The 21,521-nt window shown below is 63.8% G+C and carries 20 protein-coding genes and 1 pseudogene; 11 read left to right on the plus strand and 10 right to left on the minus strand.

Annotated features, from left to right (window positions below; genetic code table 11):
• Positions 1-164 precede the first annotated feature (164 nt).
• Complete coding sequence (locus FJW08_RS06855; protein ID WP_246682242.1) at positions 165-2,567, plus strand: EAL domain-containing protein; 2,403 nt, start codon at positions 165-167, stop codon at positions 2,565-2,567.
• 28 nt (positions 2,568-2,595) lie between these two features.
• Positions 2,596-2,844, plus strand: a pseudogene (locus FJW08_RS06860) (cytochrome-c peroxidase); the annotation flags it as partial.
• 245 nt (positions 2,845-3,089) lie between these two features.
• On the opposite strand, the gene FJW08_RS06870 reads toward FJW08_RS06860, so the two are convergent.
• The gene (locus FJW08_RS06870; protein ID WP_140809855.1) at positions 3,090-3,794 is read right to left on the minus strand and encodes an SDR family oxidoreductase; all 705 of its coding nucleotides are present in this window, start codon (positions 3,792-3,794) and stop codon (positions 3,090-3,092) included.
• A gap of 125 nt (positions 3,795-3,919) precedes the next feature.
• On the minus strand, positions 3,920-4,537 hold the full coding sequence (locus tag FJW08_RS06875) for an XRE family transcriptional regulator (RefSeq protein ID WP_140809857.1): 618 nt from the start codon (positions 4,535-4,537) through the stop codon (positions 3,920-3,922).
• Positions 4,538-4,673: 136 nt separating this feature from the next.
• Between FJW08_RS06875 and FJW08_RS06880 the strand changes: the two genes are divergently transcribed.
• Complete coding sequence (locus tag FJW08_RS06880) at positions 4,674-5,807, plus strand: FAD-binding oxidoreductase (RefSeq protein ID WP_140809859.1); 1,134 nt, start codon at positions 4,674-4,676, stop codon at positions 5,805-5,807.
• A gap of 269 nt (positions 5,808-6,076) precedes the next feature.
• Here FJW08_RS06880 and FJW08_RS06890 read toward each other — a convergent pair whose 3' ends face one another.
• Both FJW08_RS06890 and FJW08_RS06895 read right to left on the minus strand, forming a co-directional pair.
• A complete protein-coding gene (locus tag FJW08_RS06890) occupies positions 6,077-6,640 on the minus strand; it encodes a cytochrome b (RefSeq protein WP_140809861.1) in 564 nt (187 codons plus the stop codon).
• 243 nt (positions 6,641-6,883) lie between these two features.
• Positions 6,884-7,399 carry a MarR family transcriptional regulator gene (locus tag FJW08_RS06895; RefSeq protein ID WP_246682244.1) on the minus strand — a complete coding sequence of 172 codons (516 nt, stop codon included), beginning with the start codon at positions 7,397-7,399 and terminating at the stop codon, positions 6,884-6,886.
• A 101-nt stretch (positions 7,400-7,500) separates the two neighbouring features.
• Here FJW08_RS06895 and FJW08_RS06900 point away from each other — a divergent pair, with 101 nt between their 5' ends.
• The 3 genes from FJW08_RS06900 (at position 7,501) to FJW08_RS06910 (ending at position 10,926) form a co-directional block, all read left to right on the plus strand.
• Positions 7,501-8,316 (plus strand): p-hydroxycinnamoyl CoA hydratase/lyase, encoded by an 816-nt coding sequence (locus tag FJW08_RS06900; protein ID WP_140809863.1) that lies wholly within the window; start codon positions 7,501-7,503, stop codon positions 8,314-8,316.
• 38 nt (positions 8,317-8,354) lie between these two features.
• Complete coding sequence (locus tag FJW08_RS06905) at positions 8,355-9,857, plus strand: AMP-binding protein (RefSeq protein ID WP_246682246.1); 1,503 nt, start codon at positions 8,355-8,357, stop codon at positions 9,855-9,857.
• A gap of 109 nt (positions 9,858-9,966) precedes the next feature.
• A complete protein-coding gene (locus tag FJW08_RS06910) occupies positions 9,967-10,926 on the plus strand; it encodes an arginine deiminase family protein (RefSeq protein ID WP_140809867.1) in 960 nt (319 codons plus the stop codon).
• 97 nt (positions 10,927-11,023) lie between these two features.
• Here FJW08_RS06910 and FJW08_RS06915 read toward each other — a convergent pair whose 3' ends face one another.
• Together FJW08_RS06915 and FJW08_RS06920 are read right to left on the minus strand one after the other, a co-directional pair.
• Positions 11,024-12,580 carry a CoF synthetase gene (locus FJW08_RS06915; protein ID WP_140809869.1) on the minus strand — a complete coding sequence of 519 codons (1,557 nt, stop codon included), beginning with the start codon at positions 12,578-12,580 and terminating at the stop codon, positions 11,024-11,026.
• On the minus strand, positions 12,571-13,614 hold the full coding sequence (locus FJW08_RS06920) for a hypothetical protein (RefSeq protein ID WP_140809871.1): 1,044 nt from the start codon (positions 13,612-13,614) through the stop codon (positions 12,571-12,573). The genes FJW08_RS06915 and FJW08_RS06920 overlap by 10 nt, the downstream gene beginning before the upstream one ends.
• Positions 13,615-13,988: 374 nt before the next feature.
• Here FJW08_RS06920 and FJW08_RS06925 point away from each other — a divergent pair, with 374 nt between their 5' ends.
• Positions 13,989-14,183 carry a hypothetical protein gene (locus tag FJW08_RS06925; protein ID WP_181178825.1) on the plus strand — a complete coding sequence of 65 codons (195 nt, stop codon included), beginning with the start codon at positions 13,989-13,991 and terminating at the stop codon, positions 14,181-14,183.
• A 94-nt stretch (positions 14,184-14,277) separates the two neighbouring features.
• Here the strand turns inward: FJW08_RS06925 and FJW08_RS06930 are convergent, their stop codons facing one another.
• On the minus strand, positions 14,278-16,383 hold the full coding sequence (locus tag FJW08_RS06930) for an EAL domain-containing protein (protein WP_140809873.1): 2,106 nt from the start codon (positions 16,381-16,383) through the stop codon (positions 14,278-14,280).
• Positions 16,384-16,615: 232 nt separating this feature from the next.
• On the opposite strand from FJW08_RS06930, the gene FJW08_RS06935 reads away from it, so the two are divergent.
• A complete protein-coding gene (locus tag FJW08_RS06935) occupies positions 16,616-17,065 on the plus strand; it encodes an ester cyclase (RefSeq protein ID WP_140809875.1) in 450 nt (149 codons plus the stop codon).
• Between the two features lie 60 nt (positions 17,066-17,125).
• On the opposite strand, the gene FJW08_RS06940 is transcribed toward FJW08_RS06935, so the two are convergent.
• Both FJW08_RS06940 and FJW08_RS06945 read right to left on the minus strand, forming a co-directional pair.
• A complete protein-coding gene (locus FJW08_RS06940) occupies positions 17,126-17,662 on the minus strand; it encodes a hypothetical protein (RefSeq protein WP_181182855.1) in 537 nt (178 codons plus the stop codon).
• Between the two features lie 112 nt (positions 17,663-17,774).
• A complete protein-coding gene (locus FJW08_RS06945; RefSeq protein WP_140713753.1) occupies positions 17,775-18,101 on the minus strand; it encodes a DUF1330 domain-containing protein in 327 nt (108 codons plus the stop codon).
• A 175-nt stretch (positions 18,102-18,276) separates the two neighbouring features.
• Here FJW08_RS06945 and FJW08_RS06950 point away from each other — a divergent pair, with 175 nt between their 5' ends.
• A complete protein-coding gene (locus tag FJW08_RS06950) occupies positions 18,277-18,969 on the plus strand; it encodes a helix-turn-helix domain-containing protein (RefSeq protein WP_140809877.1) in 693 nt (230 codons plus the stop codon).
• A 123-nt stretch (positions 18,970-19,092) separates the two neighbouring features.
• Here the strand turns inward: FJW08_RS06950 and FJW08_RS06955 are convergent, their stop codons facing one another.
• On the minus strand, positions 19,093-19,275 hold the full coding sequence (locus FJW08_RS06955; protein ID WP_140809879.1) for a transcriptional regulator: 183 nt from the start codon (positions 19,273-19,275) through the stop codon (positions 19,093-19,095).
• A gap of 598 nt (positions 19,276-19,873) precedes the next feature.
• Between FJW08_RS06955 and ada the strand changes: the two genes are divergently transcribed.
• The gene (gene ada / locus FJW08_RS06960; protein ID WP_140809881.1) at positions 19,874-21,001 is read left to right on the plus strand and encodes a bifunctional DNA-binding transcriptional regulator/O6-methylguanine-DNA methyltransferase Ada; all 1,128 of its coding nucleotides are present in this window, start codon (positions 19,874-19,876) and stop codon (positions 20,999-21,001) included.
• Positions 21,002-21,014: 13 nt separating this feature from the next.
• Positions 21,015-21,242: a hypothetical protein gene (locus FJW08_RS06965; RefSeq protein ID WP_140809883.1), complete on the plus strand. Its 228-nt coding sequence runs from the start codon at positions 21,015-21,017 to the stop codon at positions 21,240-21,242.
• The last annotated feature ends 279 nt before the right edge of the window (positions 21,243-21,521 follow it).

The following is a 21,521-nucleotide window of genomic DNA, read 5'->3' on the forward strand; positions in this document are numbered from 1 at the left end:
GCCCGCGAACCAGTTTCTGGACCTTGCCGGATTGCCGCGCGGGCCGGGAGGAACGGTAAAGAAGGACATTCGTCATTAGGGCTTCCTAAACTGCTCTGGGGTATCCCTTGCCAATCGATGGTAGGACGCCGATGAACGCATTCGGGCGAGCAGTCGGATTTGTGGTGATCCTTGTCACCGGCGCAGCAATGCTGGTGGCTTTGCACATCGATGCCCAGCGGGATTACGCGCTTGCCAGGGAACGTTATCTGGAAAACTCCCGGGCGGCATCGCGCGCGACCGCCAAGACCGTCGAAGACGCCTTGCGGTCCGTCTACGAAAATGTCCGGACCCTGACCTATCTGCCAAGCGTCAGGAACCTCGACCGGCACGGCACCAATCTGGGCGACGAAGGCCGTGCGACCATCCAGCAGATCTACAATAACCTCGCTAACAACGTCTCCATTTCCGAGGTCTACTTCCTGCCGCTGGATTTCGACCCGGACCGCTTCGACGCCGTGACCGGCAAGCTCGAGGAGCCGATCCTCCAGTTCGACCAGTTGATCGTGAATGCCAGGGCAAGGTCAGACGCCGCCGCGTACACAAAGCCCGTCAAGCTGGATGACAATTCGCTGATCCGTCCGCCCGAAGAAGTTGAAACCTATGAATACCATGAACTGGTCAAACAGCTTGCCTGGCTGAAGGCGAACTATCCCAATTCCAGCAACATCGACGGGCTGGATGTGCCGGTCATCGGCACGAAGGAACTCATCACCTGCGACAACACCGATTTCATCCATACCGGCAATGACGCTGATCGCTCCGGCTTCATTCTTTCGGTCCCGGTCTTCGGCCAGGATGGCAGACTGCGCGGCTCCGTCTCGGCGATCATGCTCACCTCGGCGTTGAGGAAACTGTTGCCGAGCAGCGATTATGTCATCGTCAATTCAGGCTACGGGTTCGAATCCGACCAGCACAAGATGTCGACGGCCCTGGCGGCTGATTCCCACGCTTTCACGGCTGCGGACCCCAATCTGATCTATTCCGAAGTCCTCCCGCTCTCGCTCAACGATCCTAGAAGTGCCTGGGGTCTCTGGGCCGGTTTTCCCAACAGCAGATTCGACGACAACATGGACGCCCAGGCCGTGCGGGAATTCGAACTGGCCGGCTACGCGGCGGTCGCGGTCGTCACGCTGCTGGCGGCGGCCTGCTGGTATGCGATCGGGCGCACGATGACGATGCAGGCCGATGCCGCCGAGACCCTGGAGCGGCGGGTCGAGGAACGCACCATCGAGATCCAGCACCTCGCCACGCACGACATCCTTACCGGCCTGCCCAACCGGGGTCTGTTGGCCGGCACGATGGACGAGGCGCTGAGAAGCCTCAGGGAGGGCGAGAAGCTGGCCGTCCATTGCGTCGATCTCGACCGTTTCAAACCGGTCAATGACACGCTCGGCCATCCGATCGGCGACCGGCTCCTCAGTGAAGTGGCGAGGCGCCTGCAGCAGCAGGCCGGTGAGACCGCCATGGTGGCAAGGATCGGCGGCGACGAATTCGTCATCCTCCAGCTCTTGCTCGATGGCAGTGACGAGGCCGGCGTTCTGGCGAGCCGGGTCATTCACGCCCTGGCCGGCGAATTCTTGATCCAGGGCCACAAGATCAACATTGGCAGCAGCATCGGCATCGCCGTCTTCCCGGACGATGGGCAAAGTTCGGAAATCCTCATCCGCAATGCCGACCTTGCCTTGTACAAGGCCAAGATGGAGGGCCGCGGGACCTGCAGGTCTTTCGAGGCAGGAATGGACGCAAGACTGCGGGAGCGGCGCCAGCTCGAGTCCGAGCTTGCTCTCGGCGTCGCGAACGAGCAGTTCGTCCTGCACTATCAACCGCTGCATGACGCACAGACCTCGGAACTGACGGGCTTCGAAGCGCTGGTGCGATGGGAGCATCCGCGCCTCGGCCTGCTCCAACCATCGGAGTTTATCCAGATGGCCGAGGAGACGGGCGTGATCGAGGCGCTTGGCGAGTGGATCTTGAGGCGTGCCTGCGTCGACGCCGCGAAGTGGCCCGCGACCATCAAGGTCGCGGTCAATCTCTCGCCGGCCCAGTTCAAACAGCAGACGCTGCCGCTTCAGGTTGCCTCGGCGCTCGTGGCCTCGGGCCTGCTGCCGTCACGGCTCGAGCTGGAAATCACCGAGTCGGTGCTGCTTGCGCACAATGAAAACACGATAACGACGCTCCACCGCCTGCAGGATCTGGGCATCAGCATAGCCATGGACGATTTCGGCACCGGCTATTCCTCGCTGAGCTATCTCAGGTCGTTTCCGTTCAACCGCATCAAGATCGACCGCAGCTTCGTCAGCCTGATGTGCGAGAGCAGCGAAAGCCGGGCGATCGTCAAGGCCGTCGCCGAACTCGGCGCGACGCTCGGCATGACCACGACCGCGGAAGGCGTCGAGACCGAGGACCAGTACAGGCTGGTCAAGGAAAATGGTTGCACGGATGTCCAAGGCTGGTTCTTCGGCCGCCCAATGCCGTGCTCCGAGGTTCATAGACTTTTCGAAAGGCCAAATGCCTTGAGCGCGTAGGCGATGCGGCGCGCCGGAGACACCGACACTGCGCGACGCCGTCGCCTTCTACGCCAGCCGCGACACCGACCCCGGCCGCTTGTACCCGAAAAACACCGACGGCACGGTCGACCAATATGACGATTTGCCAAAGGCTTACTCTCCGAACCTGAATCAAGACCCGCCCTTCGACGGCAAGAAAACCGGCGACAAGCCGGCGCTCGACGACGCCGAGATCGACGATATCGTGGCGTTTCTGCAGACGTTGACGGATGCGGATCAGGTGGGGGGCCACTGAAGCGTCGGGACAAGCATGGCACCCAAAACGAAACGCCGGCGGGCCAGCGCCCCCCTCTGTCCTGCCGGACATCTCCCCCTCGAGGGGGGGAGATCGGATGTCACCACGGCTTTCGCCAATTTTCAGTGTTGAAGAAAAGAGCCGGCGCCGAAGCTGCCAATCTCCCCCCTTGAGGGGGAGATGTCCGGCAGGACAGAGGGGGGCGCTGGCCCGCCGGCTTCTGCAAGGGATCGAGCCAATCCCGCTCACAGCGCCCGGATCACGCCCCCATCCACGCGGATATTCTGCCCCGTAATATATCCCGCCCCTTCGGAAGCCAGGAAGGCAATCGTCGCGGAGATCTCCTCACTCGTCCCGTAGCGCTGCATCGGCACGTTGTCGCGGCGCTCTTCGGTGGCGGGCAGGCTGTCGATCCAGCCGGGCAGCACATTGTTCATGCGCACATTGTCGGCCGCATAGGTGTTGGCGAAAATCTTGGTGTAGGCGGCAAGGCCGGCGCGGAACACGGCCGAGGTCGGGAACATCGCGTTCGGCTCGGCGACCCAGGCCGTCGAGATGTTGATGATGGCGCCGCCCTTCTGCTTGACCATCTGCGGCGCCACGATGCGCACCGGTCGGATGACGTTCATCAGGTAGACGTCCATGCCGGTATGCCACTGCTCGTCCGTGATCTCCAGGATCGGCGCGCGCGGGCCGTGGCCACCGCTGTTGACCAGCACGTCGATGCGGCCATAGCGCTCCAGTGTCAGGTCGGCGAGACGCTGCAGATCGTCGTTCGACTGGTTGGAGCCGGTGACGCCCAGCCCGCCAAGCTCCTTGGCCAGCGCCTCGCCCTTGCCGGACGAAGACAGGATCGCGACCTTGAACCCATCCGCCGCCAGGCGCTTCGCCGCCGCCGCCCCCATGCCGCTGCCGCCGGCCACGATGACGGCTGTCTTTTCTGAATTCATTGGGATTTCCTCATCGAGTTGGCGGGGCTTGCGGTTTCAGCGGTCCTATAGCCGGTTTCGCCGCGCAGTTCGAACCAGAAAGACTGAATCGAGCTGCAGAAAACTTGCGCGGTGAGCTGCGCCCCCTACCCCTCCACCGTCTCCAGCTCACTCAGCAGCGTGCCTTCCATGTCGGGCTCGTCGCCGGAACAGACGCACAGCATCTCGGCGTCGCCCTCGCCCACCGAGAGATAGGCGTGGCCCATGGTGGAATCGATGTAGACGCTCTCGCCCGCTTTCAGCCGCACCGGCGCGTACTGGTCGGTGTGCAATTCGATCTCGCCCTTGAGCACGATCAGGAATTCCTCGCCGGCGTGCCTCGTCAGCGGGCCGAATTCTTCCGGCGTGCGCGCGCGCGCATAGGCGTGGATCGGCACCATGCGTTTGCGCACGAGGTCGGTGGCGAGATACCGGTAGTCGTAGTTGCGGGTCAGCTGGCGCAGTGTGTTGGATTGCGAGATCACCGAGCGGCGGGTGCGCGCCGCCGGCTGCTTGCGGTCGCCGCTGAGCAGTTCCGTCACATGGATGCCGAGCCCCTCGCAAATCTGCAGGAGCTTGTCGTAGCTCAGCGACATCTGGTCGTTCTCGACCTTTGACAGCGTCGACACCGCGACGCCGGTGAGCGTACTGACCTCCTGCAAGGTCCAGCCATGTCTCTTTCTCAAGGCACGCAGACAATCACCGAGGTTCGGTTGCTCCGACATTGTCAGCTCCATGGCGCGGCGGTCGGGCCGCTTCTCCACTCTAGCTATTCGAACTCCCCGCCGTCATCAACAACACCAAGAATTTTCTTATACGCTAAATATTGACTGGATACGAAATTATTTTTACGACTGATGGATGCAGTCGAATTCTCCCACGAAGATCGTCGTCATCGGCGGCGGCATTGCCGGCCTCTCGCTTGCCGCCGAGGTGGCGGGCTGGGCCGATGTCATCCTTATCGAGCGTGAGCCGCATCTCGGCTACCACGCCAGCGGCCGCTCCGCCGCTCTGTTCACCGAGACCTATGGCAACCGCCTGGTGCGCGGGCTGACTCTGGCCAGCCGTCAGGCGATCGTCGCGGGCGGCTTCGTCGCCCACCGGCGTGGCGCGCTGCATGTCGGATGGATCGGCGACGACGCCGCCATCGACAAGCTGGCTCGTGAATTGCAGGCGCTGGTGCCGAGCGTGCGCCGCCTGTCGGCGGCCGAACTCCACGCACTGGTTCCCGTCATTGCCAGGGAAAACACTTGCGGCGGCGTCTATGAGCCGGACGCGGTGGATGTCGATACGGGCAAGATGCTGGGGTCCAGCGCCTCGGCGCTCAAGGCCGGAGGCGGCATCATCCGCACCGGCGAGGAGGTCCGCGCCATATCACGCGACGGCAGCGCTTTTCGGATTGAAACTAGCGCTGGCGTCTACTCGGCCGACATCGTCGTCAACGCCGCCGGCGCCTGGGTCGATGTCGTCGCCGGCATGGCGGGGCTACCGGGCCTCGGCTTCCAGCCGAAACGGCGCACCGCCTTCCTGTTCGACCCGCCCGCCGGGATGGACATCGCCGGCTGGCCGCTGGTGGTCGACCTGCACGAACAATTCTACTTCAAGCCCGATGCCGGCAGGCTGATCGGCTCGCTCGCCGACGAGACCGATTCCGAGCCTTGCGACGCCTGGCCGCAAGACATCGACGTCGCCATCGCCGTCGACCGCATCGAACAGGCGACGTCGATGCGCATCGGCCGTCCGTCGACGCCATGGGCGGGCCTGCGCACCTTCGCGCCCGACCGCACGCCGGTCGCCGGCTTCGACCCGCGCCTGCCCGGCTTTTTCTGGCTCGGCGGCCAGGGCGGCTACGGCTTCCAGGTCTCGCTGACGCTGGCCAGGCTGAGCGCGGCGCTGATACGCGGGCAGCCCATCCCCGGGGATGTTGCGGCACTCGGCGTCACCGCGACGGCACTGGCACCCGATCGCTTCCTGGCCCCGGCGTCGGCTCCATGAATTTCACGCCCTTGCCTCAACCCGTAAAATGTCATCAGGAGCGTTTGCGATGAAATCCACCGTTCCAGAGCGCCTATGCCGACCGCGCCTTCTATGGGCACCAGGGCAGCATTCCGGGCTACGTCGCCGTCAGGCTGCACGACCCGGAGGCGGACCTCACCATCGCCATGACCAGCAATGTCGGCTCCGGCAATCGCCTCTCCTTCCAGGCCAGCGGCCTGCACCCGGTGGTCGATCAGGCGATCCGCATCATTCTCGACTGACCGCGTTCAGCCGCCCTGCCCGGACGATGGATCGGGCAGGCCCGGCAGCATCTGGCTCAGCACCCGGTCGCGAAGGAAGATATGATGGAAGATGGCAGCGGCCGCGTGCAGGCCGGCGAGCCACATGATGATATCGCCAAGCGTGCCATGGATCTGCGCCAGCGGCGCGCCCCAGGAGCCGGAAAACGGACCGATCGCTCCCAACCCATAGACCGTGACCGGGTGGCCGCCGAACAAGGCGCCGACTATGGCTGTCGCCGGAACCGCGAACAGCAGAGCGTAGAGCGCCCAGTGCGTTGCTTTCGAAGCAATCTCCATCCAGCCAGGCATGGCCGGCGAATCGGGAATGCGATCGAAAAGGCGCCAGACCAGGCGAATGCCCAGCAAACAGAGAACCGAGAGGCCAAGCGACTCGTGCAGCAGCAATGTCGATGCCCTGGCCGTGGAATAGACGCGTTCGGGCGGCCCTCCGGCGGATACGAGGAAGGCGGCGAGCACCAGCAAAGCCGTCAGCCAATGGAGAACCTGGGCAACGCGTCCATAACGGGTTGTCGAGCCGGAAAGCGACATGCGAAAACTCCCAAAAAGGTGAGAAAAATCCTGGCGAGGATGAACGTGCAGCTATTTTCCCGGTTCCTCAAGTAACATCAGTTTACCGCCCATGTCGGTTGCGTCGCTGCCGCTGGCGGCGCTGCCTGACGAGACGAAGTCCCTAGAGCGGTTCAGTGTTTGTTGGAATCGCCGAACCGCTCTAACTCTTTGTTTTCACGCAATTCCCTAGGGAAACCGCTACGCACTTTTCCTGGAATTGCTCTAGCCTTCCTCCGTCCAGATCAGGCGCAGCAGGCGAAGCAGCGTTGCCCGCTCCTTGGCTGTCAGCCGGTGCAGGAACCGGTCTTCATGCCGGCGAACCTGTCGCCGCCATCCGGGCATGGCCTTCCTCGCGGCCGGTGTCAGGGTCAGCACCTGCACGCGCTTGTCGTCCGCATGGTCGTCGCGCTCGACCAGCCCCCGCCCTTCGAGCTCGGCAAGCAGCGGCGCCATGTTGGCGCTCTTCATGCCGAGCTGGCGGCAGAGTTCCGCGGCCCGGATACCTGGTTGTTCGTCGATCAGGGCCAGCATGCCGTAGGTAACCGGGCGCAGCGCCGCATCGGCGAGCTCTACGGCGAAATCACTCAAGGCTAAAGTCGAGGCACGCCTGAGATTGTAGCCGACCTGCGCGTCGAGCGCGTCTTCGGCCATCGCCCCTGGCACACCGGGATCGGGGTGCGCACTGGGATCGGCGTGAATTTCCGTCTCATCCATACTCGAACCGATCGCCGTGATCAAAGCCCTTGTCAAGCAAAAAAGACTATGCGACATAGCAAACTAGATAGCTATATCGCATAGCAATTTTCGCGACCGTCGCGCCGTATGGGAGGACACTGACCATGACCGAAGAGCCCGTTGCCTTCGATGTCGAGAACGGCATCGCCTGGGTGCGTTTCAACCGGCCAGACAAGCGCAATTGTATGAACCCCGCACTCAACCGGCGGATGATGGAGGTTCTGGACGAACTCGAATTCCGCGACGATGTCGGCGTGCTGGTGCTGTCGGGCGAAGGCAGCGCCTGGTCGGCGGGCATGGACCTCAAGGAGTATTTCCGAGAGACGGAAGCCAAGGGCCTCGGCGCCATCCGCAAGGCGCAGTCCGAAGCCTATGGCTGGTGGCGGCGCCTGCGCTGGTACCACAAGCCGACCATCGCCATGGTCAATGGCTGGTGTTTCGGCGGCGGCTATGGCCCGCTCTTTGCTTGCGACCTCGCCTACGCCGCCGATGAGGCCCGGTTCGCCTTGTCGGAGATCAACTGGGGCATACTGCCCGGCGGTGGCGCCACCAAGGTGGTGGTCGACCTCTTGTCGATGCGCGACGCCATGTACCATGCGCTGACCGGCGAACTCATCGACGGCAGGAAGGCCGCCGCCTGGAAGCTGGTCAATGAAAGCCTGCCGCTGGCCGACCTGAAGGCACGTGTCGCCGAGGTTGCAAACGTCCTTTTGAAGAAGAACCCGATTGCCCTGAAGGCGACCAAGGACGCCATCCGCCGCGTCGCCGAGATGACCTATGACAATGCCGAGGATTATCTCGTGCGGGCGCAGGAAGCGGCCAACTCCCATGACAATGACGGCCGCAAGGAAGGCATCCGCCAGTTCATCGACGAGAAGAGCTACAAGCCGGGTCTTGGCGCCTACGACAAGGCCAGATGACGCGATAAACCATCGACGCAATCTGGGAGGAGATGCGAATGCCGGCCTGGACGACATCGGATCCCGTGGCCTTGCACGCCGGGACGCAGCCGGACCGTCTTGCCTGCGTCGACCTAGCATCCGGCAGGCGCTGGACATACCGCGCATTCGACGAGGCCATCCAGCGCGCCGTCGGCGTCCTCGAAGCCGCCTATGGTATCGAACAGGGGCAACGGGTCGCCACGCTTGTCCGCAACAGCGCCGACCTGCTTGTCCTGCAGCAGGCCGCGATGCGGCTCGGCGCCATTTTCGTGCCGCTCAACTGGCGGCTCGCCGACGCCGAACGGCAGGCGATCCTTGCCGATTGCGGCCCGGTGTTGCTGCTGCATGACGCAGCGCTCGAAATGACGTTGCCGGCGGGCTGCCTATCGATCGAAGTCGCGACCTTCGCCAAGGCGGTCGAGGCTCAGGCGCCGGCACCGCGCCGTCCCCTGCCGGACGGCGATACGCCATCGATCATCCTCTACACATCGGGTACGTCGGGTCGGCCGAAGGGCGTCGTCGTCACGGAGCGCAACGCGTTGGCCACCGCAGTCAATTTCGGCGTGCTGGGGCGCGTCGGCAATGCCAGCGTCTTCCTCTGCGATGCACCGATGTTCCATGTCATCGGTCTCATCACCAGCCTGCGTCCGCCGCTGCTGCAAGGCGGCACGGTGCTGATCTCGCCCGGGTTCGACGCCGGTGTGACCAACCGCCGCCTGGCCGACCCCGGCCTCGGCATCACCCATTATTTCTGCGTGCCGCAGATGGCCAGGATGCTGCGTGAACACCCCGACTTCGCGCCGGCGCGCTGGACGTCCCTCACCGCCATCTTCACCGGCGGCGCGCCGAACCCGGCCATCGATATCGATTGGTGGCTGGCACAAGGGGTCCGCATGGTCGACGGCTTCGGCATGACGGAAGCCGGCACCGTGCTTGGCATGCCGGTCGAGGCCGAGCGGATAGCCCGCAAGGCCGGCTCGGCCGGCCTGCCGGCGCCGACGATCGGCCTGCGTTTCGTCGACGACGACGGCCGGGACGTCGCCGCCGGCGAACCGGGCGAGATATGGCTGTCCGGCCCCTCGATCACGCCGGGCTACTGGAACCGGCCGGAAGAGACGGCGCGCGCCTTCACCGCCGATGGCTGGTTCCGTACCGGTGACATCGCGCGGCGCGATGACGAAGGCTTCGTCACCCTCGTCGACCGTCGCAAGGACATGTTCATCTCCGGTGGCGAGAACGTCTATCCCGCCGAAATCGAAATGGTGCTGCTCGACCATCCCGACATCGCCGAAGCCGCCGTGATCGGCATCGCCGACGAGCGCTGGGGCGAAGTCGGCCGCGCCTTCGTCGTGGTCAAATCCGGCCGGGTCCTGGATCCGGCAGCTCTGGCAAGCCATTGCGGCGCCCGCATCGCCCGCTACAAGGTGCCGAAGCAGTTTCTGCTCACCGAGGCGCTGCCGCGCACCGCGTCCGGCAAGATCCAGAAACACATTTTGCGCGGGTGGACAGCCGGCGGATAGGCCTGACGCCGCGCCACCGTCGCCTGTCGCAAGATCGCCACGGCGTTCGCCTAACCTTTTATGAGGATATCGACGCTAGGGTCGGCGCGACACCAACGGAGGGGGCTCCTTGCTCACCGTCACCGAGGAAGATTTCTCCGAATACCATGTGCCGCCCAGACGCATGCTCATGCATCATCCCCGGCACGGCCTGTCATTGGAGAACCTGTCCAGGGAACGGCTGGCGGCGCTCAATTTCCTCGACCTTCCGCATGTCGACGAACTCTACGCCGAATATGACTCCTTCGCCGCGCTGATCGGAAGCCATGTCGACACCCTCTATCTCGATGACGTGCTTGCCGACCATGAGCCGTACCGGCTAGAAGCCGCCGGCAATCCGAACCTGATTTTCATGCGTGACAGCTCGGTGACCTTGCCGTGGTCGCCCTCGACATTCATTCCGACCCGGCCGGCTCTGCCGAGCCGCGCCCGCGAGGCTGAAATCGTCACCGCCGCCCTGCAAAGACTGGGCATGAAGCCGCTCACCCGTCTCGAGCATGACGAATATCTGGAGGGTGGCGACGTTCTGCCGGTAACCTTCGACGGCCGGCGCGTGTTGCTTGTCGGCTTTGGCGTGCGCACCACCAAGGCGGCCGCGATCAAGCTGGCGCTCGACCTCATCCCCCACCATGTCGACTATATCATCGGCCTCTCGCACGATCCCGAGTTGCTGCATCTCGACACCGGCTTCACCGTGCTGCCCAACAAGGTCATCCTGGCGGCGGCCGGCATGTTCGGCGCTGGCTTCCTCATCGACGAGGATCGCCGGCTGAGCCCGGTGAACCCGCTTGCCTATGCAGAGGCGCTGGGCTGTTCAATCGTTCGCTGCGACAAGGCCGATGCCATCGCCCATGAACGCTGCAACCTGTTGCCGCTGGGCAATCGCAGCTACCTCGCCTTCGACCTCCCGGCCGAACTCAAGGCCACGCTGGAAGCGGCCGCCGGCGTAACAATCCATCTCGTCAAGGGCACCGAGATCGCCAAGGCGACCGGCGGCGTCCATTGCCTGACTAGGCCATTGTACGCCTGACACGGGAAGCCGGCTGGCCGGCCGCTGATCGGCTCGTCGACCCCAAGTGCAGTCAGAGAAGTCACAGTCAGAGAGATCGCGGTCAGAGAGGTCGGCGTCAGAGCTTGTCGTATTTGATGTTCGAGGCGACATACTCGTTCTTCAGCCGTCGCTGGCCGCCTTCGAACGGACCGGTGTTGAAGGCAAACACCTTGAGCTCCGGCATGTTCTCCGGCGTTGCCGTGCGCTTCCAGGCGTTGAGGAAATCGCCGTTCATGGTGGCCAGCCTCTCGAACACCGTCTCCTGCAAGGTTTCGACCGGCAGCGGCAGTGTCGCCCCCTCGACCAGTTCGACAGCCACTTCCATGCGCTTGTTGTGGGCGGCGTCCTCATAAGAGATCAGGCGGAAGGTCGACAGCACCGGCGCCAGCACGTCGAGGCCGAACAGGATCTCGCGCAAACTGTCCGGCGTGACCTTGGCGCCGTAGTATTCGATCGACATGTCGGAGCGGCCGTAGATGAACAACAGCGGCAGATCGAGGATGCGACCGCTGTTTTTCAGCATGTCGCCATGTCCAGTGTCGCGCAGGATGCGCTTCAATTCGCCGAAGCGCAGCACATGGCCGCGATCGTGGATGTTGTAGCGGATCTTGGGCGATATGTTGTAGGGCCGCGAAATCGTCGCCACCAGTTCGCCCTTGGCGTTCTCCTCCAGATAATAGGCCAGCGGATTGTACTGGAAGACCATCGGCGTGACGCCGTAGCCGACACGGATGATGGCCTCGCGCAACCGTTCGTCGCCGAGCAGTGCGCGGCGCAAATTGATGGTGAGTTCGCTCTCGAGCGCGAGATTGACCTCGAGATCGGAGGCGCCGTAGCTGCCGACGACGCGGCGGAATTTCTTCAGGAGATAGTCGCGCAGGCTTTCCGAGATCCCCTCGCCGCCAAAGGCGGCATCGATGGTGAATTTGGACCAGTCGAGACGCGGATCGTCGACGAGCGTCTTCAGGAACGGCGGGTAGCCCATGACCACATAGCGGAAGCGCGGGCCGAACTCGTGGATCGTATTGACGATCTTGTCAAGGTTCGGGCCCGTCGACTTCAGGATCGTCGTATCAGTCAGGGAGATCGCGACGTTCATGCCGGTCGCCCACGCGCCGAGCGCGAAGGCGTTGAGGATGAACAGGGTCTCGTTCTCGCCAGTGATGCGCAGGAACGTCATCTGCATCATCTGCTTGGTGATCAGCCGTTCGGTCTTGCCCCGCACCCAGCTTGTCGGCATGCCGCTGCTGCCGGAGGATTCATCGACCATCACCCCCATCGACGGCAGCTTGCCACCCAGCAGCCGCTCTTCCTGAGGGTATTTCTTGACGTAGCTGTCCTTGTCCATTTCCGGAATGGACGTCAGGTCCGGCTTGGTGACGTGGTCGAGCATAATTTCGGGCTTGCCGCCCAGCCTGTCGATATAATCGCGATAGGCCGGGACCTTGGCGTAGGCATGATAGAAATTCGCCCAGGCGCGCCAGGCGCCGACGCCCCACCGCAGCCGCTCGAAACCCGGGATGAGCAGGATCTTGTAGGCATGCCGCGACGAGGCGAAGGCGCGCTCGACGACGTTGAAGAGCGCGACCAGCGCCAGGAAGAAAGGCCGCACCGCTTGCTTGATCAGCCGCATAGGATGATGTCCTCGAACGGGAGCCGGTAGCTCAGGGGTGGGGTTTGGCTCTTGCCGAGCCGCAGCAGCAGCCAGACCATGTCCGCGCCGCCTTTTTCATCCGGCATGCCGAAATAGCCGATCATGTTGGTGCGCGCCTCGTCCGAGGTGATCACCGAACCGTAAGGCTGCCAGTAGTAGCCATGGCGGGTGACGATCAGCCAGAGACGGAACATGGTGGTGCCGGCGTTGAACCAGTCCTCCATGGTCACGTAGGGACCGCGCAGCCAGCCGATGGTGCCGACGCCCTTCATGCTGCGGCCATAGACGAAACCGACAAGGCTTTTGATGCCGGGCAAGGTCCAGAAGCCGGGGCTGGTGAAGAAGCTTTTGAGCAGCCGGGCGGAGAAACCGAGACAGCGTGCCGACAGGCCGTCGCCGGTAATATCTTCCTCGCGCGTGCCGAAGCGCAGCCAGCGCACCAGCTCGTTGCGGATCGGCGCGTTCATCATGTCGTGAAAGAGTGCCTGGCGGTTGAGCTCGATCACCCAGTCGATGGCCTGGGCATCGCTGCGTGCCTCGAAGCGGTGGCCGGTGCGCCGCGCTTCGGCCTCCATGTCCAAAAGCAGCGCTTCGGGGATCGCCTGCCCGTCATAGGGAAGCCGGGAGGTGTGGCGATCGAGAATCAACTGGCTGTCGAAATCGGCCACGGGAGCCGCCGCCGGCCTCAGCGTCAGGCGTGAGATGATTTGCGGCGTCTCGGTATCGCCGCCGGGATACATCGCGGAGAAATCCGTGCGGCAATCGAGCTCGTAGCCCAGGCCATGCGCGGCGATGGCGCAAACCTGGGCGAAGATGCCCGCGGTCAGCCAGGTAAAGCGGCCATGCGGATCGGCCACCCATAAACCGCGGCGCGGCAGAAAGATGATGTCCGCCTCGCTGTCGCTGCGGATGCGCAGCCGGAAAGGTTGCGTGTTGTGAGGACTGGGGCAACTGACCGCGTAGCGGGCAATTTCCCGCCAAATGGCCGGTATCGTTACATCGCCTTCGGTCAAGGTATCGCCCTCCACGCGCGCCTTAGCAAGTAACAAACAAACAATACTGAAATGTGATTTCAGATGACTAACAAACGCTTATGCAAATGTACGGGATACTGCCGGTGTCAGGGTCGGGCACCCGCCTCGACCTTGAAGTCAGCTGAATCGCCGGGCAAAAAACCGCGGCGGCAGCGGCCACGATCTCCGCATTGTCCCTGGCCACCGAACCGCGCAAAGCCGTCGCGCCGTCACTCCTGACACGACGGCGCCGCCGTCAGCCGTGCCTCTTCACGGCATTCGCGGGCATTTGAATAAAAGGCGCCTGTGGATATTTACCCAGCGTTGCGCCAGGCCGGCCAAGATAACATTAGGGCGGGATCATGGAGGGACCATTGACCAGCGATTTTTCAGCCGCCCGTCTCCATCTCGAACGCGCCTACCATTATCTTCGCGGCAATGACGAGACGAGTCGTTCGACATGCGAGGCCCTCGACCTGTTGATCGAGATGGTGGCGGAAGCACAGCACAGGAAGCCGGAACCCGGGCTGCTGGAATTTCCGCGAGCGGCGGCGCGCCGGCACGGTTGAACAAAACGCGCCGTGTTCAACGGATTCAGGCCGCGCGCATCAAGTCTTCGTCTTCTTCACGCATGTCGCTTTGGAGCGACATGCATTTTGTCTGTCAGGACGCTCTGCGTCTCGATGCGTCGTCGGCCATTGGTGCCGCGCGCGCCACGATCCGCTCCAGCGGTTCGGGCCGGTGCAGCAGGAAGCCCTGGCCGAACTCGACGCCGATGTCGCCCAGCATGGCCACCGTGTCCTGCCGTTCGATCTTCTCGGCCACGACGGCGCAGCCGAGGCTGCGGGCGATGCTGGTGATGGCCAGCACGATCTCGCGGTCGAAGCGGCTTTCCGTGATATGCTCGATGAAGGAGCCGTCGATCTTGATGGCATCGACCGGAAAGCGCCTGAGATATTCAAACGAACTCATGCCGGCGCCGAAATCGTCTAGGCTGACCCTGCAGCGCCGCTCGCGCGCCTTGCGCACGAAGGTTTCGGCGGCATCGAAATTGGTGACGGCGGCGGTTTCGGTGATCTCGAAGCCGATGCCCGAATGCGGCGCCCCGGTTTCCTCGATGATGCTGTCGACGAAGTCCCACAGCCCAGGATCGCTCAGCGTCTGTGCCGACAGGTTGAAGCCGAGCGTGATCACGCCGGATTTCATCGCCGCGCTGTGCTGCGACAGCGCGGTGCGGATGATCCAGCGGTCGAGCCGGGCGGCAATGCCGAAGCGCTCCGCAGCCGGTATGAACTCGCCAGGCGGGATCAGCCGGCCGCCCTTTCCGGCAAGCCGCGCCAGCACCTCGACATGGCGGTTCTCTTCCCAGGGCCTGCCCAGCCGGTGGATTTCTTGGCCGAACAGTTTCAGCCTGCCATCATCCATGGCGTCCACCGTGTCGGCGGCGAGCCGTGCCGCGTTGAGGCCGCCCGAACCCGAGATGGCATCGGTCGAAAACAGCGCGAAGCGATCGCGCCCGGCGGCCTTGGCCGCGTAGCAGGCATCGTCGGCGCAGGCCAGCGCGTCGGCAACCGTGGTGACACGGTCGCGGACAATGGCGATGCCGATGCTGGCCGCCAGCCGGCGCGACGTCGCGGCAAGGCCAAGGTCGGCGTCGCGCACGGCCGCCAGGATGGCGCAGGCCAGCCGCTCGGCTTGCACGGTGTCGCAACCGGGCACCATCAGCGCGAACTCGTCGCCGCCGAGCCGCGCCGCATGCGCCGACGGCGGCAGGCAACGGCCAATACCCGCCGCGACGCTCTTCAGCGCCAGATCGCCCGCGGCATGGCCGGCGAAATCGTTGAGCGCCTTGAAGTAGTCGAGGTCGATGTAGAACACCGCAAGCGTCACGCCGGTGGCGATGTGGTCGGCGAGCAGCCTGTCGAAGGCGGCGCGGTTCCACAGTCCGGTCAATGCGTCGTGGCGGGCGGCGAAGGCAAGCTCCTGCTCGCGCAGCTTGTCCTCGGTGATGTCGCGCACCGTGCCGAGGACTTGACCGGAGGCACCGGCGGCGGCGATGAAACGCAGCAGCGATTCGACATGGCGGATCTGGCCGTCGCGCTTGATAATGCGGTACTGCGAGACGATGACGCCGTCGGTTTCCAACGGCACCCTGTGGGCGCGTTCGGCGGCGTCCTTGTCGTCGGGATGCAGGTAGCTGTGCCAGAGATCGGCCGTCACCTCGTCGGTTACCGCCACGAGGCCGAATATCTCCCTTGTGCGCGCGTCCCAATAGCTCTTTTTGGTGGCGATGTCGTAGTGCCAGATGCCACTGCCGCTGGCGGCGAGCGCCAGGCGAAACCGGATATTGACCTGTTCGAGCGCGGCTTCGGCGGCCTTCTGCTTCGAGATGTCGGTCTGCACGCCCATCAGCCTGAGCGGCTTGCCGTCGGCGTCGCGCTCGACGATGCCGCCGCGGTCGAGCACCCATATCCAACGGCCCTGCTTGTGCTTGAGCCTGAGTTCGGTCTCGATGGCGTCGGTCAGCCCGGCAATGTGGCGGTCGCCGCTGGCCAGCGCCCGTTCCCGGTCGTCGGGATGGGTCAGTTGCAGCCACAGGTCGCTGGCATTGGCAAGTTCGCCCTCCTCGTAACCCAGCATCCGGGCCCAGGTCGCCGAATAGAAGCAGTCGCCGGTGCTGAGATCCCAATCCCAGACGCCAAGATCGGCGCTCTCCAGGGCCTTGGCCCAGAACGCTCCGTTGCGACTTTTCTTGCCCTGATCCGCCATCGTCCGTTTCGCCTGCCCCACCCCGGCGGGCAATCTGCGGCAAAACCAGAGAAGAAACAGTTACCGGGGCAGCGAAGGGGCGGAGTGTCTACTCTCCCGGCGGCAATCGTGACTGCAGCCTTTCGATTGGCGGACAAGAACCGGAGTTTTGCGCGCCTCGAACGATCCTAGGAATGCCCGAGGTCACCAGCCAGTCCGGTGATCCCAAGGCAAACGAGAAGAGGATCCTCCCATGACCAAGCAGGAAGACAACAAGGCGGTCGTCGTCAAATGGTTCACCGACTTCTGGGGTGAAACCTGTGACCTCTCCGTTGTCGACGCCATCGCCGCGCCCGACATGCTGCTGAAATATTCGCTGCACGAGCCGCGCCGCGGCCGCGACGACATCAAGGCCTTCATGACCGATTTCCGTGCTGCCTTCCCGGATCTCAACTTCTGGGCCACCGCCGATCTCATCGCCGAGGGCGACTATGTCGTCGGCCAGTGGGAGGGCGGCGGCACGCATACCGGCCCGGCCTTCGGCGATTTCCTCGCCGGCTCGCTGCCCGCCGCCACCGGCCGCACCATGCGCTTCACCGGCACCACGGTGCTGAAGGTGATCGACGGCAGGATCGTCGAGGAAATCGGCCTCGACGACGGCGTCACCGCCCTCACCCAGCTCGGCCTGATCAAGGCCGCCTGAGAAACTTCGCGCAATATCGACGCTTCGGCCAGGCGGATTGGTGCCGCCTGGCCGTGCCGGTTACTGGGTTGGCGCCATCGCGTGCTCGCATGACACTTTGGGGTTCATGTCGGCGAACGTGCCGGTTGGGTTGCCTTTCCAGGCCCAGACATGCAGCTCGTAGAATTCACCCAGGCCATAGCGGTTGGGCGCGCTGTTGAAGTTGAACAGCTGCCCTTCGAGGGAGGCCGGCCCCTTCGAGGTGATGTACTCGACCGCCACCAGCTTCAGCGTGCCGTCGGCCATCGGCTCGTACATCACCGCTTCGGGACGGGCGATGTCTACCTTGTCGTCCTTCAGATACCCGCCATTGACATAGTGGATGCCCATGGCGCCGCCGGTGATGCCGCTGGCGCAGGGAATAGGCGCATAGCCTTCCGCCGTCGCGGCATTGACGTCGAGAAACCGGCTGTTGGCTGCCCGCACCTTCTCGGCCAGCGGACTGGCATCCGGCGCGCCCGCTGGCGCCTCCTGATGTGCCTGTGCGAAGGTCGTGCAGACGGCCAGCATGGCCCCCGCCATGAGAAGCCCGTTGCGAAAGTTCGATTTCATATCCATTCCGTTCCTGTTGAAAAAGCACGGCTGGCCGGCCGCCGACGATACGGCGGCGCGACGGGCAAGCGCCGTGGCTGTTGTTGCGTGGAGATCCCGAAAACCCGGCGAATGCCGGTCATCCCTTCGGCAGATACGGGATCGTTCCGGCCAGATCGGTGTCGTCGATCAGCTGGAAACGGCTGTCGCTGCCGTCCTGGCGGGCCGAAACGAAAGGCGCATAGGCCGGATCGTTGGTGAAGGCGCGCGCCGCGGCTTCCGACGGGAAAGCCATCAGGGCGATCAGCGTCGTGTCGAGCGGCTTGCCTTCGAGCGTCTTCACATTGCCGCTGCGCGACAGATATTTGCCGCCATGCTTGTGGACGAGGTCGTGCACCGAGGCGGCATAGGCCGGGACCCATTTCGGGTCCCTCATCTTGATGTCCGCGATAACGTAAGCAGTCATTGTGGTCTCCTGGTTGCGGCGCACAGGGGTATCCCGTGCACCGGCCAAGGGCTCGCATGGCAGGGCCCACGCCAGCCAGTCCGCGATCTGTACTGGGCCGGTACAGTTTCTGTACTCGCTGCTTCAATCATGAAGGACTAATGTTGCCCGCAGGTTCGAGGGAGAGGCACAAGTCATGACCCAGCACGGATACAAACAGTTCTGCCCGCTATCGATGGCCGCCGAGGTGCTGTGCACCCGCTGGACGATGGTGCTGATGCGCGAGCTCGTGGCGGGTTCGACCCGCTTCAACGACCTGCGCCGCGGCGTGCCCAAAATGTCGCCGACCCTTCTGTCGCAACGGCTGAAGGAGCTTGAACTGGCGGGGATCGTCGAGCGCAAGGAGGTCCAGGGAGAAAAAGGGATCTTCGACTACCGGCTGACCGAGGCCGGCCGCGATCTGCGTCCGGTCGTCGAGGCGATGGGGTTCTGGGGCCAGAAATGGGTCGAATCCCGCCTGTCCCTCAAGAACCTCGATCCGTCGCTGCTGATGTGGGACATGCGGCGCAACCTGAACCCCTCGCCGCTGCCGGAAGGACGCACGGTGATACAATTTCTGTATCAGGAACTCCCCGCCTCCAAGCGCTCATGGTGGCTGATCGTCGAAAAGCACGGGGAAGTCGATCTGTGCTGGTACGATCCGGGCTTCGACGTCGACCTCTATGTCTCGACCGACCTGCACACGATGACGGCGATCTGGATGGGAGTGCTCACCGTCGAAAAGGCCGGCGCGAAGGTCGCCCTGACGGGCGACCAGGCCATCGGCAGGAAGATGCAGGCCTGGCTCGGGCTCAGCCCGTTCGCGGTGGAACCCAAACGCGCGGCGTAGGAGCCAGTGCTGTCGTCAAGCGCGTGGAGAAGGCCTATTCGGTTGCCCGAGGCGATGATCCGATCACCTCGGCCGAAGCCTTTCGCGACAGGGTTGAACTATCGCATGTGCGAATGAATGGGTTCAACGGGATCGTGCCTGAATCGGGTAGTGCTTATCCTCGTAAGCCTCGATCAGGGTTGCGAGAACGTCGAAGCGATCGCCGTCGGAAGAGCCGATCTCCGGCTCATTCTCGAAGTATTTGGTGATTTCGGCGATCGCCCAATCGTAGTCGGCCTCGGTCTTAATGGGTCGAATGTCTTCCATCACACCTTCTCCGGATCAATCTTGTCATACTTTGCCGGAAGTGGGGGGGAAATTGGCTGTATCGCGGTTTGAAATCAGATCGTTGGCCAAAGCGCCCATTCAAGGCATCTCCTCTAAGGTCGCTATGTAGTGCACCCGGCTACCGCTGGCGTAGACGGTGAAACACTTGTTGCCCAAGCGGTCGCTTTTGACAGTGAGCGAGGTGGTGTATCGGGGAGCGTTTCGTGGCAATGGGGTCATGACGGGTGGCAGATGGCTAGCAGCCAGCCGTCCGAGAAGCAGAACTAATTGCCCTTCCGCCAGGGACTTCTCCGAGATGGAATCCTCCCATCGGTCGGGTGTCCCGTGGCGTACAATCTTCCAAACTCGCGCCATATCTCCCACCCATGCTTTCCGCTAAGCATCCAGCACTTTCGTCTATGCGGGCAAACCGGAATCGACGCCTTAGATATTTCGATTTCAAACTGCGACACTACTGGAAATTGTACAGCATTCCGATCGCCCCGCTTAACGCCACGAACATCGAACAAGCTTCCCTTCCTGACACTTGTCAGGAAACGGGTGGCGAGGCCCGGCTTTTGGCGGCTTCAATGCGCTTATGTTCATCACCCTGGCCAAACATCTGCAACCCGCGCCGCTGCCGGCGGCCGACGATCCGCGCTGGGTGCGCATCGTGGCGCGCGACAAGTCGGCCGACGGCGCATTCTGGTATTCGGTGGCGACGACCGGCGTCTATTGCCGGCCGTCCTGTCCGTCGCGGCGCGCCAACCCCGCCAATGTCCAGTTGCACGACACTTTACAACAGGCGAAGGCGACAGGTTTTCGCCCATGCCGGCGCTGCAATCCGGACGGCCCTTCGCTCGCGGCCGCTAACGCCGCGATGGTCGCCGATGCCTGCCGCAGGATCGAGCAGAGCGAGGTGGAACCCTCGCTCGCCGAACTGGCTGATGCCGCCGGCCGCAGCCCCAGCTATTTCCATCGCGTTTTCAAGGCGGTCACCGGGCTGACGCCGAAAGATTACGCGGCGGCCCGGCGTGCCGCCCGGGTCCGCCAGGGCCTGGAAGACGGCGTCAGCGTGACATCGGCGATCTACGATGCGGGCTTCAATTCGAGCGGGCGTTTCTACGAAAAATCGACCGGCATGCTCGGCATGACGCCGACGCGTTATCGCGCCGGCGGCGCCAACGAGGAGATCCGTTTCGCCGTCGGCGAAACCTCGCTCGGCACCATTCTCGTCGCCTCGAGCCGCAACGGCGTCGCCTCTATCCTGCTCGGCCAGGATCCCGACACGCTGGTGCGCGACCTGCAGGACCGTTTCCCCAAGGCGCGGCTGGTCGGCGGCGATAGCGACTACGAGGCGCTGGTCGCCCGCGTCGTCGGCTTCGTCGAGGCGCCGGCGCTCGGTCTCGACCTGCCGCTCGACCTGCGCGGCACCGCCTTCCAGCAGCGCGTCTGGCAGGCCTTGCGGGACATCCCGGCTGGCCGCACCGTCTCCTACGCGGAGATCGCCCAGCGTATTGGCGCGCCGAAGGCGACCCGCGCCATCGCCGCCGCCTGCGCCGCCAATCCCCTTGCAGTCGCCATCCCCTGCCACCGCGTGATCAGGAAGGACGGCGCCCTGTCGGGCTATGCCTGGGGCGCGGAGCGCAAACGCGCGCTGCTCGACCGCGAGGCCGGCGCGCCGGTGAAGGCAACCGACAGTGCCTGCCGGCCCTCGCGGGCCTGACGAGGACCCGGCAATGCGCGCGATGGCCAGGTCTTCCTCCACCGGTGCGAACAGCCAGATCGCCAACGGCGAGGCCGTCAACCGAGAGGACGCGAAGGCACTGGTGATGGCTGCCATGGGAGAGCTGGTCGAGGATGGCCAGGCCGAATGGGGCCGCACCGCGACCGGCGAGTTCGAGCTGCGGCTGGTGACCGGCGAGGTGTTCGTGCTGGGGGAGGTGTCCGTCACGCGTGTTGCGTAAATACACTCAGCACTCTACGGCGCCCCCCTCTGTCCTGCCGGACATCTCACCCACAAGGGGGGAGATCGGCGGCTTCAGCGCCGGCTTCTTTCTTGCAGCATCGGAGATTGGCGAAAGCCATAGTGACGGCCAATCTCCCCACCCGTGGGGGAGATGTCCGGCAGGACAGAGGGGGGCGCCGTAGAGCACTTACCCCGGCTCCCACCAGGCCCAGCGCCCGACATTTCAATTTGAAAGCAAGCACCGGAGTGAGGAACATCCGGCACATGGCTAGGGTTC

The sequence above is a fragment of the Mesorhizobium sp. B3-2-1 genome, assembly GCF_006439515.1.
Classification (GTDB): domain Bacteria; phylum Pseudomonadota; class Alphaproteobacteria; order Rhizobiales; family Rhizobiaceae; genus Mesorhizobium.

What these genes read in the sequence shown, in the direction of transcription:
- FJW08_RS06870 (WP_140809855.1), bottom strand. Translation starts at nt 3,794, where the DNA reads ATGAATTCAGAAAAGACAGCCGTCATCGTGGCCGGCGGCAGCGGCATG.
- FJW08_RS06875 (WP_140809857.1), bottom strand. Translation starts at nt 4,537, where the DNA reads ATGTCGGAGCAACCGAACCTCGGTGATTGTCTGCGTGCCTTGAGAAAG.
- FJW08_RS06880 (WP_140809859.1), top strand. Translation starts at nt 4,674, where the DNA reads ATGCAGTCGAATTCTCCCACGAAGATCGTCGTCATCGGCGGCGGCATT.
- FJW08_RS06890 (WP_140809861.1), bottom strand. Translation starts at nt 6,640, where the DNA reads ATGTCGCTTTCCGGCTCGACAACCCGTTATGGACGCGTTGCCCAGGTT.
- FJW08_RS06900 (WP_140809863.1), top strand. Translation starts at nt 7,501, where the DNA reads ATGACCGAAGAGCCCGTTGCCTTCGATGTCGAGAACGGCATCGCCTGG.
- FJW08_RS06905 (WP_246682246.1), top strand. Translation starts at nt 8,355, where the DNA reads ATGCCGGCCTGGACGACATCGGATCCCGTGGCCTTGCACGCCGGGACG.
- FJW08_RS06915 (WP_140809869.1), bottom strand. Translation starts at nt 12,580, where the DNA reads ATGCGGCTGATCAAGCAAGCGGTGCGGCCTTTCTTCCTGGCGCTGGTC.
- FJW08_RS06930 (WP_140809873.1), bottom strand. Translation starts at nt 16,383, where the DNA reads ATGGCGGATCAGGGCAAGAAAAGTCGCAACGGAGCGTTCTGGGCCAAG.
- FJW08_RS06935 (WP_140809875.1), top strand. Translation starts at nt 16,616, where the DNA reads ATGACCAAGCAGGAAGACAACAAGGCGGTCGTCGTCAAATGGTTCACC.
- FJW08_RS06940 (WP_181182855.1), bottom strand. Translation starts at nt 17,662, where the DNA reads ATGGATATGAAATCGAACTTTCGCAACGGGCTTCTCATGGCGGGGGCC.
- FJW08_RS06945 (WP_140713753.1), bottom strand. Translation starts at nt 18,101, where the DNA reads ATGACTGCTTACGTTATCGCGGACATCAAGATGAGGGACCCGAAATGG.
- FJW08_RS06950 (WP_140809877.1), top strand. Translation starts at nt 18,277, where the DNA reads ATGACCCAGCACGGATACAAACAGTTCTGCCCGCTATCGATGGCCGCC.
- FJW08_RS06955 (WP_140809879.1), bottom strand. Translation starts at nt 19,275, where the DNA reads ATGGAAGACATTCGACCCATTAAGACCGAGGCCGACTACGATTGGGCG.
- ada (WP_140809881.1), top strand. Translation starts at nt 19,874, where the DNA reads ATGTTCATCACCCTGGCCAAACATCTGCAACCCGCGCCGCTGCCGGCG.
- FJW08_RS06965 (WP_140809883.1), top strand. Translation starts at nt 21,015, where the DNA reads ATGCGCGCGATGGCCAGGTCTTCCTCCACCGGTGCGAACAGCCAGATC.